13 protein-coding genes are annotated in these 14,944 nt (G+C 43.8%); 7 read left to right on the top strand and 6 right to left on the bottom strand.

The features are described 5' to 3' along the window. Nucleotides 1–86 precede the first annotated feature (86 nt). Complete coding sequence (locus tag BUC10_RS11420) at nucleotides 87–557, top strand: CBS domain-containing protein (RefSeq protein WP_073179665.1); 471 nt, start codon at nucleotides 87–89, stop codon at nucleotides 555–557. A gap of 17 nt (nucleotides 558–574) precedes the next feature. On the opposite strand, the gene BUC10_RS11415 is transcribed toward BUC10_RS11420, so the two are convergent. The 3 genes from BUC10_RS11415 to BUC10_RS11405 are packed head-to-tail and all read right to left on the bottom strand — an operon-like array spanning nucleotide 575 to nucleotide 4,666. Then, entirely contained in the window at nucleotides 575–928 is a 354-nt protein-coding gene (locus BUC10_RS11415) for a hypothetical protein (RefSeq protein ID WP_073179663.1), read from the bottom strand. Nucleotides 929–937: 9 nt separating this feature from the next. Continuing rightward, nucleotides 938–1,510 (bottom strand): pentapeptide repeat-containing protein, encoded by a 573-nt coding sequence (locus BUC10_RS11410; protein ID WP_073179661.1) that lies wholly within the window; start codon nucleotides 1,508–1,510, stop codon nucleotides 938–940. Nucleotides 1,511–1,519: 9 nt separating this feature from the next. Further along, nucleotides 1,520–4,666, bottom strand: coding sequence for a VPS10 domain-containing protein (locus BUC10_RS11405; RefSeq protein WP_073179659.1), 3,147 nt, complete (start codon nucleotides 4,664–4,666; stop codon nucleotides 1,520–1,522). A 146-nt stretch (nucleotides 4,667–4,812) separates the two neighbouring features. On the opposite strand from BUC10_RS11405, the gene BUC10_RS11400 reads away from it, so the two are divergent. Both BUC10_RS11400 and BUC10_RS11395 read left to right on the top strand, forming a co-directional pair. Next, complete coding sequence (locus BUC10_RS11400) at nucleotides 4,813–5,562, top strand: SDR family NAD(P)-dependent oxidoreductase (RefSeq protein ID WP_073180115.1); 750 nt, start codon at nucleotides 4,813–4,815, stop codon at nucleotides 5,560–5,562. Between the two features lie 36 nt (nucleotides 5,563–5,598). After that, the gene (locus BUC10_RS11395; RefSeq protein WP_073179657.1) at nucleotides 5,599–6,177 is read left to right on the top strand and encodes a TetR/AcrR family transcriptional regulator; all 579 of its coding nucleotides are present in this window, start codon (nucleotides 5,599–5,601) and stop codon (nucleotides 6,175–6,177) included. Between the two features lie 5 nt (nucleotides 6,178–6,182). Here BUC10_RS11395 and BUC10_RS11390 read toward each other — a convergent pair whose 3' ends face one another. From BUC10_RS11390 to BUC10_RS11380, 3 genes are read right to left on the bottom strand one after another with little or no spacing between them, the layout of a single operon-like run. Continuing rightward, nucleotides 6,183–6,674: a DUF6265 family protein gene (locus BUC10_RS11390; protein ID WP_073179655.1), complete on the bottom strand. Its 492-nt coding sequence runs from the start codon at nucleotides 6,672–6,674 to the stop codon at nucleotides 6,183–6,185. 39 nt (nucleotides 6,675–6,713) lie between these two features. After that, entirely contained in the window at nucleotides 6,714–7,415 is a 702-nt protein-coding gene (locus BUC10_RS11385; RefSeq protein ID WP_073179652.1) for an SIMPL domain-containing protein, read from the bottom strand. Nucleotides 7,416–7,454: 39 nt separating this feature from the next. After that, nucleotides 7,455–8,480, bottom strand: coding sequence for a LacI family DNA-binding transcriptional regulator (locus BUC10_RS11380; RefSeq protein WP_073179650.1), 1,026 nt, complete (start codon nucleotides 8,478–8,480; stop codon nucleotides 7,455–7,457). Between the two features lie 184 nt (nucleotides 8,481–8,664). On the opposite strand from BUC10_RS11380, the gene BUC10_RS11375 reads away from it, so the two are divergent. The 4 genes from BUC10_RS11375 to BUC10_RS11360 all read left to right on the top strand — a co-directional run bounded on the left by BUC10_RS11375 (nucleotide 8,665) and on the right by BUC10_RS11360 (nucleotide 14,933). Further along, nucleotides 8,665–11,328 carry a TonB-dependent receptor domain-containing protein gene (locus BUC10_RS11375; RefSeq protein ID WP_073180113.1) on the top strand — a complete coding sequence of 888 codons (2,664 nt, stop codon included), beginning with the start codon at nucleotides 8,665–8,667 and terminating at the stop codon, nucleotides 11,326–11,328. Between the two features lie 84 nt (nucleotides 11,329–11,412). Beyond that, a complete protein-coding gene (locus BUC10_RS11370; protein WP_073179647.1) occupies nucleotides 11,413–12,729 on the top strand; it encodes an MGH1-like glycoside hydrolase domain-containing protein in 1,317 nt (438 codons plus the stop codon). 9 nt (nucleotides 12,730–12,738) lie between these two features. Continuing rightward, nucleotides 12,739–13,332: a GNAT family N-acetyltransferase gene (locus tag BUC10_RS11365; protein ID WP_073179645.1), complete on the top strand. Its 594-nt coding sequence runs from the start codon at nucleotides 12,739–12,741 to the stop codon at nucleotides 13,330–13,332. Beyond that, nucleotides 13,329–14,933: a sodium:solute symporter family protein gene (locus tag BUC10_RS11360; protein WP_073179643.1), complete on the top strand. Its 1,605-nt coding sequence runs from the start codon at nucleotides 13,329–13,331 to the stop codon at nucleotides 14,931–14,933. Before BUC10_RS11365 ends, BUC10_RS11360 begins: the two co-directional genes overlap by 4 nt. Nucleotides 14,934–14,944 lie beyond the last annotated feature (11 nt).

Below are 14,944 nucleotides of genomic sequence, written 5' to 3'. Positions count from 1 at the left end.
ACGAAAGCTTCGCATATTCATTGTCAATTATTTAAATAATTCGTTAAAAAATCATATATTTATTAATCAACCCAAAAAGTAACGTTATGGCAATCAAGAGTTTTCAAGGCGTTCGGTCTAAAGATGCATCGAAGAAGGAATATGACGCTCCAATACTGGTAGAGGACTATATGACCAAAAAGTTGATTACTTTTTCGCCAGAACAATCCATTCTGGAAGTCATGGAAGCATTTGCCAAACACCATATTTCCGGTGGCCCCGTGATGGACAAAAATGGTTTCTTGGTCGGAATCATTTCGGAAGCCGATGCTATGAAGCAAATTTCCCAAAGTCGGTATTTCAATCAGCCCATTTTGGACAAAAGTGTGGAGCGATTTATGACGAAAAATGTCCAGACCATTCCACACGACATGAGCATCTTTGATGCTGCAGGTGTGTTCGATAAACACAATAGAAGACGATTACCGGTGATGAAAAATGATATCCTGGTAGGGCAGATTAGCCGAAAGGATATCGTTATCGCAGCACTTAAACTGAGTGCGCAGAACTGGAAATAACCTTTTTCATTTCCTTTTTATTCCCTTTTTACGATGATGTAATGGTCATGGTCTAGGGGTAGGTACCCTAAATCGTAGACAAAATAGTAAGTAGCTCCTTTTTTGGTGGTGTACAGATTGGTAATGTATTCAAAATCGAAACCCTTGTCCACTAACCGCATTTTGGTGGTCTTTGTTTTACCGTCTTTCAAGGGAAAACTATCCAGAATACGATAATTTTTACGCAGTCGGTTATTGATATTGCGGACCAAGTTTTTACTGTCCTTGTTGATTCTGTTGTTATATGCGTTTCTGCAATAGTCAGAACAGTATTTTTTATCAATTCTTCCCTTCAAAGGGTCTCCACATTCCAAACACTTTTTTCCCGTCATGCCTCATCGTTAGGTTACAACAATATCGTATTTTTTCAATAGACCGATGAGGTTTTCCTTGCTGAATTGAGTCTTTTTAAGCTGATTTTGTTCGGGGTCGATGTCTAGATTAAAAGAAGTGGTAAAGTCGGTTTGGTACAACAGGGTGCGATGAAACAGGGCTTTTTCCAGATTACACTGGTCAAATAACGCTTGAGAAAGATCTGCTTCGGAGAAGTCGGTTTCCACCAAGAGGCAATCCACTACATGGGTGCCCTGGAGTGAAAGCCCAAAGAATGATGCCAAGGTAAGATTGCAGGATTGAAACCGCATCGATAGTAGTAGATCATTGCAATCTTCAAAGCGGAGGCCTACCAATTTACTTCCTCGAAAGACAGTTTCCTTAAAAATGGTGTGTTTGATATTGGTGTTGGTAAGGTCGCAGTCGACAAACTCACATTCCATAAAATTCTGGTTGTCCAAAAACCCTCCCGCAAAATTACAATTGGTGAACACGCAGTTTTCATAATCCGCCCTAGGAAGGGGATTTTGGGAATAATCCTCTCCTTTATATTTCTTGTCCGCTATGAACTGCTTGTGCATATTTTAATACTAATCGTCCAATAGGATGGCTGGCAATTGAAGTTCTTTGTATTTGTTATTGTACTTCGTCATTTCCGTTTGGACCAAGGCGTTCTTTTCTTTTTCAAAGGTCTTCCATTGGTCCAGAAGGTCACGTAATCGCTCTTTCACTCCGGTGGTCACCTGAGGTTCGGCCACATCAACAAAACCTTTCAGGTGCATAAAGTCGGCATTCAGTTGGTTATTGAAGTTGATTACATCCTGAAAGGTCTTCTGCTTGGGTTGAATCAATTTTTCTTCCCATGCGCTAATACGTTTCACTAGAGAATCGCCCAGTTGAACAAGTTCTTCGGCAGCAGCCTTATCCTTTAAGAGTTTCCCATATGCCTTCAATTGTGCTTTTGCCGAACGCATTTGGTTGACTGCCTCATGCATACCATGAAGACTTTCTTCAATTTGGCCCAAAACCTGCTGCTGTTCCATATAAGCGGCTTGTGAAGCTTGTAATTTGGGATTGGGAAGGATGATCACCTCGGTTTCCACAGTTTCGTTCTCCAAGGTCATACGCAGGGAATAGGTTCCTGGTGCTACCCGTGCTCCATTATAATTTCCAAAGACAAAAACCTTGTCAATAGCCGGAATGGCTTCTTTCCTAAAATCCCAAGTAAAGCGATTGTATCCTTTTTTGGAAGGAAGCACCGCAGGTTTTGGCGGGCCACCAGGCCAAGTCTTAAAATCCTTGGGTTTGGAATTGGTGTAGGTCCGAATGACCTCGCCATTTTGAAGCACTTCCAATGTCAACTTTAAGGAATCCGCTTTTTTGGGTAGGAAGTAATCCAAAGTGACTCCTTGCTTGGGATTTTGTCCCAACCCCGGAGGTAGTTTTTCTGGACTTTGTCCGAACAACCTATACGTGTTTTTCGGTTTGAAAATATGTAGTGCGTTTCCAACTCCTTTACTGCCTTGAATAGCGCCCAGATCATCCAAAATCCAAAAGGAGCGGCCAGCGGTGGCCACCACCAAGTCGTTGTCCTGAATCATAAGGTCATTGATAGGTACTACGGGAAGATTCAGTTGAAATTGTTGCCAGTTCATGCCATCGTCAAAAGAAATATAGAGTCCGGTTTCGGTTCCGGCATAAAGGAGACCTTTTTGTTTTTTGTCTTCCCGTACCGCACGAACAAAAGTGTGCTTGTTGGTAAAGCCGTTGGTGATTTTGGTCCAGGTTTGTCCGTAATCATTGGTTTTGAAAACGTAGGGTTTCAAATCCATGAATTTATAGCGCATTACCGCCATATAAGCTGTGGCGGGATCGTGTGGGGAAACCTCAATGCTGTTGATAATTCCTTCCGCAAGGTTGGGTGGGGTAATATTTTCCCAGTTTTGTCCACCGTCCTTGGTGATATGGACCAGTCCATCGTCGCTTCCGGCATATAAAACCCCTTTTTCATGGGGAGACTCCACAAGATACATCAGGGTATTATAGTTTTCGCCACCCGCACCCTCATTGGTGTAAGGCCCCCCGCCGAGACCTTGCTTTTCTAGTTGGTTCCGAGTCAAATCTGGGCTTATGACCTCCCAACTTTGTCCGGCATCCGAGGTTCTAAAAACAACATTTCCTGCATGGTAGATGGTGTTCCGATCATGGGGAGAACTAATAATCGGTGCGTTCCAATTATATCGGAATTTGAAGTCTTTCGGAACCTTGCCTAGGCCAAGTTCTGGGTATTCCTTGATTGGTTTTCCCTCGTTGGATGCTTTCACCCACTTCTCAATAATGCCTTGGTAACAGCCACCGAAAACGACTTCAGGATTATCTGGGTCGAAGGCCAAATAGGCGCTTTCGCAGCCTGCTACGGAATACCAGTCTTTCCAATCGATACCATTATCATTGGTTCTGCTGGCAATGGCGATGGCCGAATTGTCTTGTTGACCCCCATAAACATTGTAGGGTACCAAATTATCTGTGATTACACGATAAAATTGTGACGTAGGTTGGTTTTTCTGGCTGCTCCAGCTTTTGCCGGCATTGTTGGAAACGTTGGCACCCCCATCATTGGAGTTGATCATTTTGGAATTGTCATTGGGATTGATCCACAAGTGATGGTTGTCCCCATGCGGGGTGGGCAGTGGCGTAAAGGATTTACCTCCATCTATGGATTTGGTCACCGGAGCATTGAGCACATAAACGATGTTCTCATTCTGCGGGTCGGCAAAGATTTCCATATAATACCAAGATCGTGCAATATTGATTCGGTTGGAGTTGATCTGGGTCCACTTTTTCCCAGCATCATCACTTCGGTACACCCCACCTTTTTTCCCTTCAGCTTCAATTACGGCAAAAACGCGCTCCGGATTGGCACGGGATACCGAGATGCCAGCTTTACCAAATTCCTCGGGCAAACCTTCCTTCATGGGTTTCCAGGTAGAGCCCCCATCCACGGATTTATAGAGCCCGGAGGATGCCCCACCAGATTCCATGGTCCAAGGGTATCTTCGATGTTGCCACATGGCAGCGTAGAGGATAAGGGGATTGGTCATATCCATGGACAAGGATGAAGCTCCGGTATTTTCGTCAACACTGAGAACTTTTTCCCAGGAATCCCCTCCGTTAGTGCTTCTGAAGATACCCCGTTGTGTGGAGGGACCATATTGTGCTCCTTGAGCCGCCACAAAAATGATATCTGGATGGGTTGGGTCAATGATCACATCCGAAATATGTCGGGTTTCATCCAAGCCAATATGCTTCCAGGTTTTGCCGCCATCTGTGGATTTGTATACACCATCACCCATGGAGGTCATGACACCTCGGGCGGCATGTTCGCCCATCCCGGCCACCACAATATTCGGATTGCTTTCGGAAACGGCAATGGCGCCAACAGTCCCAGTCTTGAGGAAACCGTCAGAAACATTTTTCCAGGTAATCCCGTCATCCACAGTTTTCCAGATTCCACCGCCAGTGGTTCCCATATAATAGGTCATGGGTTGACCCACAACACCAGATGAGGCCACACTACGTCCCCCACGAAAGGGACCAATATTGCGCCACTTTAGCCCATGAAAAGTGGAATCTTTCAACACTTGCGTGGGAGGAACGGGTTTTCTATTTCGGCGTTGGGTGTAACCGTCAAAAGAGATGAAAAGTACTAGGGTGAACAGGAAGGAAATTGCTTTCATTACGGAGTTGATTTAGCTTTTGGGAAGATACAAAACCGGAATGAAATTGTTAAGGAAATAATAAACTTCAATTTTTATTTGGAATGATTGTTCCAAAAGTAATAAGTTTGTTTCAGAATGAACGTTCCAATATAAAAATAGATACGATGAAAAAACTAGAAAACAAAGTAGCCGTAGTAACCGGCGCAACAAGTGGAATTGGTCTTGCGACCGCAAAAAAATACCTCTCGGAAGGAGCCAAAGTGGTTTTGACCGGACGTAGTGAAGAAAAACTGAATGCCTTAAAACAAGAACTTTCAGGAGACTATCTTTTGATAAAGGCCGAAGCTTCAAGTATTTCAGACAGCAAAAACTTGATTAGAACTACCGTGGAGGCATTTGGAAAAATTGATGTACTCTTCCTGAATGCAGGTGTTTTTAGGGTAGAAGGCATCAACGACCTTACCGAAGAGATTTTTGATGAGGTGCACGACGTAAATGTGAAAGGTCCGGTCTTTACTATTAAAGAGGCGTATGACCATTTCAACGAAGGGGCCAGCATTATTTTCAACACCTCCATTGTCAACGTAAAGGGCTTTGCAGGAATGGCAGCCTATTCCTCCAGCAAGGCGGCCTTACGATCGTTGACCAGGACATTGGCCGCGGAATTTGGGCCTAAAGGCATCCGTGTAAATGCGATTGCTCCCGGTCCTATAGACACACCTATTTACGGAAAGCACAATGTGCCACAGGAGAATATTGATGCTATGGCCTCAACCTTTCCATCATTGGTTTCCTTGGGGAGATTTGGCAATGCTGGAGAGATTGCATCCACCGCCCTTTTCTTAGCGTCTTCGGACAGCAGTTATATTACTGGTGCTGAAATTCCAGTGGATGGCGGACTGGCCCAAGTGTAGTTTTTTGGATACTTTTGGAATATCGATTCCATTGCCATGCCAAGGACCAAACAATTTGATGAAAAAGAAGTATTGAACAAGGCTATGGAACTCTTTTGGGAAAAAGGGTTCCATGCTACTTCAATGCAAAATTTGGTCACTGAACTAGGTATAAACAGGGCAAGCCTTTACGATACCTTCGGGGGGAAAGAAGAGCTCTTTAACAGGGCTTTCGCCAGTTATCGAGCGTCAACCCAAGAATGGCTTAAAAGTCTCTTCGCCAAGGAAAAATCTGTGAAGGCAGGATTTATAAAGTTGTTCCACACCGCAATTGAAGAAGCCCATGAAGAACCCAGAAAAGGTTGTTTTGTGGTAAACACTACCACCGAATTGGTTCCCGGTGACGACAGCTTGCTACATATTCTGAATGAGAATAAATCCGCCGTTGAAAATCTGTTTGTTTCCTATATCCAAAAAGGAATTGATGAGGGTCAAATTCAACCGACACAAGATGCCAGTAGTCTAGGAAGTTTGTTCTATACCGTTTACAGTGGACTTCGGGTGGTGACCAAGGTGGACCCAAATCCAAAAAAGTTGAAAAAAATGATTGACGCTGCCCTTTCACTCTTGGGCTGATCATTTTAGTTGTACCTCTTATAGTTGAAAACCAATTCTTCCGTTTTGTCGTCGTCTTTCATGACAACATAAACCCGAATTTGGTCCGCATTGATTTTTTCCATGGTGAGCCCCTCAAAATAAACCTTGTCCTTCTCCAAGGCCACCAGCTTAAAATCAACCGTCTCCTCTTTGGCTTCCCACCCCTTTAGATTCCCATTGAAATGTTTGAGTTGCAAGATGAGCGTGGAATCTTGTTGCTGGATATGCCCAAGTTCATAAAAGGTCACCTTGCCCTCATGCACCATTTTAAACGAGAACATCATAGAGCCACCCAAGGCAGGACTCCAGATTTCTTCAGCAATTCCGCCCAAGGCCTCCCCGCGCCAATGCCCTTCAATCCAGCCCAGATCATCCAGGGAAGCATTCGGGGAAGTCTCCCCGGCCTTAAGTTGTTTTGTGTGTTGTGCGCAAAGCAGTCCACTTCCGAAAAGAAAAATTAGAATAAAAGCTCTCATAAGATATTCCCTTTTCTTTCAATGACGATTGGAAGGGACTTATTTGGACAATTCAAACTTAATATTGACAGAGGTCTCCACTTTTATTTTCTCAAAACCAATATCCAAAGGCTCGGCCTCAGCCATATCCATAGACATGGCCTTCATTTCCATTCTAGGAGCTTGGTTGTATCTTGGGTAATAGGGGGTTGAGGTATCCAAAATGTGAATGGCCGCCCCAACCTTTTGGCCTAACGGAGAGGTAAGTGCCTCCGCTTTCTTTTTGGCCTTGGCCACCGCTTTTGTTTTCAGCTCCAATTCCAAGGCGTCCATTTTGGAATACTCTGTTTTTTCCAAATAAGTGTTGGCTATTCCCAATTTTTCCAAAGCCATCAACACTTCACCGGCCTCTTTTCCGGAATACACCAAAAGCGAGTATTGTTTACTTTTCAACACATCTTTTTGGCGAAGAAAATACTTTTTAAAGTTGCTGCTCAAGTCTTTGATGACCAACTGCTTTTCCAAATCAACACCTAAATTCTTTAGACTGTTGGCCATCTTGTTTTCTTGCTCTTCCACGGATTTCTTCCCTTTGGAATCTTTTTCCTGGATGGTGATGTTCAAATAGATTTTATCCGGGGACACCAAGGTGTCTACCCGTGCTGATGTTTCCAGATAGGGGATATCCAGAAAATTCTTGGATTGCGAATATGTTGTCATAGTAAATGCCGTAAATAATAATAGAATAAGTGTTTTTTTCATGATATATTTTTAGATGTGGTTGCAACTTCCATTCCAAAATTACGCTTTAAAGGATGAATCGCGAACAATAAGGTTGGTTTTGATCTCGATGGTTTTGGAGAACATGTCTTCCTTGGGATTTTCAATTTCGTCGATAAGATATTTGACTGCAGTCCTCCCGATTTTGTTTCCGGGTTGATCTACTGTAGTGAGGGACGGATTGATAATCGTGGAGCTGGCCGAATTGCTAAAACCAACCACCGCAATTTCTTCCGGAATCTTTACCTTGAATTTATTCAAGGCCTTGATCACCCCAATGGCGGCACTATCCGTGATGGCAAAGATGGCATCAGGTCGCGTTTTGAGACTGAGAAGAATATTGGCCATCATCCGGCCTTTTGCCAATGAGATGTCCTCTGTGCTGAGCACAATTTTCTCGTCGACGGGAATATGGTACTCTTTTAGAGCTCTTAGGTACCCTTGATATCGCTTTTCAGAATTATAGGACCCTTCGGTTTCTTTGATAATGGCAATGCGCCTTTTTCCGGTATTGATCAAATGCTCCACCGCATTGTAGGCGGCCTCCTCCTCATTGATAACCACCTCGGTACAGGGAATTTTCCCGGAAACTTTATCGAACATAACCAATGGCAAACGATTCATCACCTTCAGAATTTCATCCACGGATTTGGTTTTCCGGGACAACGCCATCAACACCCCATCCACCCCAAACTGCACCATGGTCCGTAGCATCTCTGACTGCTTTTTTTCGTCGTTCTTGGATTCGGAGATAATTACCCGATAGCCCAAATTCTCACCTTCCTCCAAAACCCCTTTTAAAATAGTGGTGGTAAAGTAATGGGAGATGTTGGGAACTATGACTCCAAGTATATGTGTCCTATGACTTCTAAATCCACTAGCGAACAGATTGGGAACATAATTGTGTTTATCGGCCAAGGTCTTTACCCGTTCCTTAGTTTCCCAGCTAATATCCGGATGGTCATTAAGGGCTCGGGATACCGTGGATATGGAAAGGTCTAGCGTCTTCGCCAGTGCTTTTAACGTGATGTTTTGCTTCTTTTTCATGTGGATTGACATCGAAGGAAAACCAAAATAATAAAATAAAGTGGTTCGCAAACGTTTTCGCAAACGTTTGCATAGCAAATTCCTAAAAAATTGGTAAAATCATTAGGGTATTCAAATAATTTTAGCCTGTTGTTGACAAAAACATAACATAACTCAAAAACGTCTAACTAATTACTGAATGATTATGAAAAAATTAGTCTTTGCGATAATTACCCTTTTATGTTTTGGGACGGCCATCGCACAAACCGAGATTACGGGCAACGTGAAGGATGAAGCCGGAGTTCCAATTCTTGGGGCGAATTTGCTGATTATGGGTTCCACAGAGGGGACCACTACGGACTTTGATGGCAATTTTCTATTGACCACCAATTTGACCGGGAGCCAAACCATAAGAGTGTCTTTTGTGGGATTTACCGCAGTGGAAAATACTGTGGAATTAAATGGCTCTGCCATAACATTGGATATCGTTTTGCAAGAAAGCGGACAACAGTTGGATGAAGTGGTGATTACGGCCTCCAGTACCTTTAGGTCACAGAAGCAGGCACCGCTGTCGATCAGTTCCAAGAAAATGGCTGAAATTACCAAGCTCTCCGCCAATAGCCAGGCAGATATCTTACGAACCGTTCCTGGTATTACCGCAGAAGGTGGTGGTGGTGAAACGGCCACGAATTTATTTGTAAGAGGTCTCCCTTCGGGAGGACAATATGTGTTTAATCCCTTGCAATATGATGGTATGCCATTGATAAGCTCTTTTGGGTTAAACTCGTCGGCGCACGATGTGTATGCCAGACCAGATATTGGATTCAAAGGTGTCGAATTTGTACGTGGTGGTGCCGCTATCCTATATGGTGCCGGTTCAGTTGCGGGAATTATAAACTATACCAGTAAAACAGGAGACACCAATCCTGGGAACACCATTAATGTGGAATGGGGAGATGGCGACCGTTTGAAAACAGACTTCTATAGTGGAGGCCGACTTGGCGGGGAGGACTCCAATACCTTTTATGCCTTTACGGGTTTTGTAAGAACAGATCAAGGCCCATTAGATACTGGCCTTGCTACCAGAGGGGTGCAGTTTCGTGGAAATATCAAAAAACGCTTTGAGCGGGGAACTTTTACCGTACATGCCCAATTTATTAATGATAGGGCTCAATTTTATTTGCCTTTGCCATTGAGTGCCGATAGGGAAAGAATTAATGGAAATGATGGAGAACCCGTTCAGCAGTTGCTTTCCGGGCAATTGGAAGAAACCTCGTTTCTGACTGCGGGTGGCGTTTATGAAAGCCCTATAGAAGATGGGGTCTTTACCAAAGGTGGCTATATCATGGGGGATTTCTCCTATAATTTTTCTGATAACCTCAGATTTAAATCCAAAGTGCGTTATGCCAACTACGAACACAATTTTGCCCTTTACGTGGGTGGAAATGGAACCAACGGAAATCCAATTTCTTTGAATAACTATGTAGAAAGTGTGGCTCCGGGAAACCTTGGTTTTAGTGCTACTTATCAAGGAGGTGGTGATGCACAAATCAATGGTTCGGATTTGGTAGTGGACAACCTTCATGTGGACCGACTACGACCCATGACCGATTATTCTGGAGAAGCGTCTTTGACCTTAAGGTCCAACGATGGCTTCCACAACTTCACCTTGGGTACCTTCTTGTCTAGGACCGAGGCCGAAGATGTTAACTACCAGTACCGCGTGCTTTCCGAGTTCAATAACAACCCAAGATTGGTGAACTTGAGCTATACCGATGCCGGCGGGGCCAACGTAATTTTTTCTGAAGGAGGCCTCACCAATCGTGTGGGAATGACATCCAACAGATTCCTAGATCAAAATCGCACCGCATTCTACATCACGGATGAAATGGTTTTTGATAGATGGCGATTTGATGTTGGGTTTAGATTGGAATCTACAGAAGGAAACTTTAGCAATGGGGGACTGGTTGAATCCGCTGTTTATGACAATGCTGAGCTGACCGATGATTTGCGGAATGTACAGTTTGCGGATGGCAGCTTTACCCGGGCCAGAATCAGTGCGACGGATTGGGCGGTATCCCTGGCGGGACTTTACGAACTGTCGGAAAGCACCAATTTGTACGCCAACTTTTCTAGAGGGTTCTTTTTTCCGCAGATCAGAAGCTTTGCTCCCGTGGCAGGAATACCGGAATCCAACTATGATGCAGAAAACATTATCCAGTTTGAAGCCGGTGCCAAGTTTGGGACCTCCAAATTTTCAGGTTCTGCTGCGGCCTATTACGTAAGTCTAAAAGATAGGGTAAGAATCAACCAGGCCATTGTAGGTGGATTGTTGGTGGATCAAACACGAAGCGAGCAAAACACCTCCACTTTTGGACTTGAAGCCACTTGGGATTATCGCTTTACCGATGTGTTGAGCCTGCAAGGAACTGCTACTTATCAGAATCATGAAATCACGAAAAATATTCAAGAAGATTTGGTTAATGGTGGTTCTACAGTTACAAACGAAGGAAATGAATTGGCGAGACAACCCAACATTTTGGGAAGCATTGCATTGAACTATGACGATAGAGCTTTTGACGCCCTTTTCTCTCTAAATCATACTGGAAAAAAATTCACTTCGGATATCAACGATGTGGAACTGGACGCCATTACCATTGCCCGTTTGGGAGCAGGGTATACCTTTAATACCAATGATGAAAACTCCGTACGATTGGGATTCTCTATATTTAATTTATTTGATAGTGACGGAATTACCGAAGGTAACCCCAGGGCGGGTGTTGCCGGGGAAGCTGGAAACCAGGATTTTTTCTTTGGACGTCCAATTTTACCTAGAAGGTTCTTCCTCACGGCAACGTTCAATTTTTAGTCAGCTAAAAATAGTTTAAGTTAGTTTTTTAGTTCATGTAGCGTATTGGCGGTAAGGACCGCCAATACGTTTTATCATACGTTTATGAAAGAGAAATTGATAGACAACGCAATTCAGGTTTTGGAAAGGAATTTTCAAGAGGGGGGATTTACCATCCCCAGCGAGGGATTATATCCATTTCAATGGAAATGGGATTCTGGTTTTATAGCCTTGGGATTTGCCCACTACGATTTGAAAAAGGCCATGGGGGAAATAGAAACCTTGATGGATGCCCAATGGGAAAATGGATTTATCCCGCATATTGTTTTCCATAACGATAGCGATTCCTATTTCCCTGGTCCCGATTTTCATCAATCGCATTTGCATCCACAAGCTTCAAAAAAGTATCGCTCTACGGGGATGACCCAACCTCCGGTAACCGGTTTTATTTTGGAAAGACTTCTGGAAATCTCGGGGGAAAGTCATGAGATGTTGGACTTTATCGCAAAACATATTGACAAGGTATACCACAATCATGAATACTTCTATACGCATCGTGATTTGGAAAAGAATGGCTTGGTATATATCTACCACAACTGGGAGTCTGGTACGGATAATTCTCCCATATGGGATGATATTTGGGACACCATGGATCCCCCGGAATACGAGTTTGAACGCAGGGACACCACTCATGTGGACCCGGCCCAAAGACCATCAAAAAGGGAGTACGACCATTACCTATATATTATCGACATCGCCAAGAAATACAACTATGACGATGCCAAAATCGCGGAACATTCACCATTTTTGGTGCTGGACCCGCTCTTTAACGCCATGCTCATTCGATCTAATGAAGCCCTGATCAAGTTGTATGGTCGTTTGGGGGGGAATGAGGACAAGATTTCATTTTTAGGGGAAAAGCAAGCGCAAAGTATAGCTGGCCTCAATAGCAAATTGTTCAATGAGGACTTGGGGGCCTATGTGCATTTCGATTTGCGAAACAACAAACAGCTTCTGTACGTCTGCTCCTCTTCTTTCACACCACTTTATGCGGGTGCGCCAACCCAAGAACAGGCCAAAATTTTGGTGAACACCTTAATGGATAAATTTGGGGACGAAGGGCGCTATCTATGTGCCTCATTTGACCCAACCCATGAACGATTCAATCCACGCAAGTATTGGCGAGGTCCGGTATGGATAAATCTCAACTGGATGCTACATCACGGGCTTAAGCGATATGGTTTTACAGACTTGGCGCAACGTGTAAAAAATGACTCTCTGGAGCTCATAGATAATAATGGGTTCTTCGAATATTTTGATTCCAGAAAAGACAACCCCGATGCAGAAAAAAACGGCTATGGAGGGGATAATTTTTCTTGGAGCGCAGCTTTGCTGATTGATTTTTTAAAAGATGAATCCTAAGATTTAAATATGCCCATCGACTTTGACAAATCCTATGTGCTGGAAAACCAACGGGTCCGATTGGAGCCTTTGATGCCTGAACATTTGGATGAACTCAAAGAAATTGCCTCCGAAAAAGCCATTTGGACCTACTTTTTGGGGAGGTCAGATGGAGGAGAGGATTTTCAGCACTATGTGGAAGATGCTATTGCCTCGCGAAAAGCACATAAGGAATACCCCTTTGCGGTCTATGATAAGATGCAGGGGAAGTTTATCGGCTCAACTCGTTTTTTTGATTACCAGCAAGACCTTAACACGATTCGACTGGGGTACACTTGGTATGGCAAAACATCCCGGGGCACGGGGTTGAACAAAAACTGTAAGTTCCTAATGTTTCAGTTTGCATTCGAGGAACTTGGAGTGGAACGGGTAGGTCTGGGTGCCCATGCCGAGAACAAAATAAGCATCGCTGCCATGGAAAGTGTTGGCTGCACACGGGAAGGCAAGATACGTAATCTTTTTCCCTCCATCAAGGGTCCTGGAAGGGCGGATGCGGTACTGTTGGGATTACTTAAATCGGAATGGCACGCCGGTGTCAAAGAGAACTTAAAGCATAGATTATGAATTACATCGATTACATCATCATTGTGGTCTATTTGGTTGGATTTTTGGGAATCGGCTATTTCTTCAAGGAAAACAAAAGCTCCGGGGATTACTTTTTAGGGGGACGAAGTATGGGTTGGTTGCCCTTGAGCCTTTCTACCATGGCTACCCAATTATCGGCCATCAGTTTTATTTCCGCACCGGCCTTTGTGGGATTAAAGGATGGAGGAGGACTGCAATGGCTTACCTATGAATTTGGGGTGCCCTTGGCCATGGCCTTTTTACTCATCGCGATTATTCCAAGCTTGTATAAATCCGGAATTGTCAGCGTCTATGAATATTTGGAAAAACGATTCGATGCCTCTTCCCGCTTGCTGATCAGTTTTGTGTTTCAGGTGAGTAGGTCAGTGGCAACAGGTGTGATGGTCTATACCATGGCCCTGATTTTACAGGCCACCGTTGGGGTGGATTTTTGGATTTCCATCCTCATCATAGGGGTAATTACTTTGGTGTACTCTTTTCAAGGTGGAATGAAAGCCGTGATTTGGGGGGATGTCATTCAAATGGTAATCTTGTTCCTGGGGATCGTGATTTGCCTTGCCTATGGTATTAGCGAATTGGGTGGTTTTGAAAATTTCCTTACTCATGTGGATCAAGAACGGCTTACCGCCGTTGATTTTGGTAAATGGGGATTCAATAATGGCGACAAGCAGGATGAATTCGGGTTTTGGCCCATGGTGATTGGAGGTTTTTTCCTGTATGCTTCCTATTATGGAACAGATCAAACGCAATCACAGCGATTGCTTTCGGCCAAAGGCATGCCCACCATAAAGAAACTATTGTTGGCCAACGGTCTTTTTAGGTTCCCCTTGACCCTTACCTATTGTATCATGGGTTTGGTGCTTGGAACGTTATTGTTGCAAGATGCAGGTTTTCAAGCAACTATGGATGCAGTATATAATGCAAACATTGATTCTTTGGAAGGAAAAAAGGCCGACCTGATGGTGCCGGTTTTTATCATCAACTACCTGCCTAATGGTATTATTGGAATTCTGATCGTAGCAATCATGTCCGCGGCCATGTCGTCCTTAAGCTCAACGGTCAACTCCCTTTCCGCCGTTACCATGGAGGATTTTGTAAAGAGGTTCAAACCTGATATGGACAATAAAAAGTATGTGTTCACATCCAGATTGCTTTCCCTATTTTGGGGATTGGTCTGTTTGTTCTTCGCCTTCTTTGCCGGAAATATCGAGGGGACGGTCATAGAAGTGATCAATAAAGTGAGTTCCGTCTTTTATGGTCCTATATTAGCTGCCTTTGTGTTGGCAATTCTTACCAAAAAAACCCATGCCCTGGGTGCCAATTTGGGAATCGTGGTGGGGGTACTTTTCAATATGTACCTATGGCTTTATGTTCCGGAAGTTTTTTGGTTCTGGTGGAATGCCATTGGGTGTTTGGTCACAATACTTGTAGCTGTTGTTTTTAGTCATATCATTAAAAGAAAGGCCAATAAAGGATTGGAAGTGGTATATTACGCTGGAAGAAAGGAATTGTATATTTTACTTGGCTTTTTCCTGCTAATTATACTCTTTAGCATTGGATTGCCCAAGTTTTTTAGCTAATGCCATTTTCG

The organism is Flagellimonas flava (assembly GCF_900129665.1).
Lineage (GTDB): Bacteria > Bacteroidota > Bacteroidia > Flavobacteriales > Flavobacteriaceae > Flagellimonas > Flagellimonas flava.
This window is presented reverse-complemented; position numbering and strand designations above follow the sequence as displayed.

Excerpts from the sequence above, each read along its gene's own strand:
- BUC10_RS11370 (WP_073179647.1), top strand. The coding sequence starts at position 11,413 with ATGAAAGAGAAATTGATAGACAACGCAATTCAGGTTTTGGAAAGGAAT.
- BUC10_RS11420 (WP_073179665.1), top strand. The coding sequence starts at position 87 with ATGGCAATCAAGAGTTTTCAAGGCGTTCGGTCTAAAGATGCATCGAAG.
- BUC10_RS11385 (WP_073179652.1), bottom strand. The coding sequence starts at position 7,415 with ATGAAAAAAACACTTATTCTATTATTATTTACGGCATTTACTATGACA.
- BUC10_RS11390 (WP_073179655.1), bottom strand. The coding sequence starts at position 6,674 with ATGAGAGCTTTTATTCTAATTTTTCTTTTCGGAAGTGGACTGCTTTGC.
- BUC10_RS11395 (WP_073179657.1), top strand. The coding sequence starts at position 5,599 with ATGCCAAGGACCAAACAATTTGATGAAAAAGAAGTATTGAACAAGGCT.
- BUC10_RS11415 (WP_073179663.1), bottom strand. The coding sequence starts at position 928 with ATGACGGGAAAAAAGTGTTTGGAATGTGGAGACCCTTTGAAGGGAAGA.
- BUC10_RS11380 (WP_073179650.1), bottom strand. The coding sequence starts at position 8,480 with ATGAAAAAGAAGCAAAACATCACGTTAAAAGCACTGGCGAAGACGCTA.
- BUC10_RS11405 (WP_073179659.1), bottom strand. The coding sequence starts at position 4,666 with ATGAAAGCAATTTCCTTCCTGTTCACCCTAGTACTTTTCATCTCTTTT.
- BUC10_RS11410 (WP_073179661.1), bottom strand. The coding sequence starts at position 1,510 with ATGCACAAGCAGTTCATAGCGGACAAGAAATATAAAGGAGAGGATTAT.
- BUC10_RS11360 (WP_073179643.1), top strand. The coding sequence starts at position 13,329 with ATGAATTACATCGATTACATCATCATTGTGGTCTATTTGGTTGGATTT.
- BUC10_RS11365 (WP_073179645.1), top strand. The coding sequence starts at position 12,739 with ATGCCCATCGACTTTGACAAATCCTATGTGCTGGAAAACCAACGGGTC.
- BUC10_RS11375 (WP_073180113.1), top strand. The coding sequence starts at position 8,665 with ATGAAAAAATTAGTCTTTGCGATAATTACCCTTTTATGTTTTGGGACG.
- BUC10_RS11400 (WP_073180115.1), top strand. The coding sequence starts at position 4,813 with ATGAAAAAACTAGAAAACAAAGTAGCCGTAGTAACCGGCGCAACAAGT.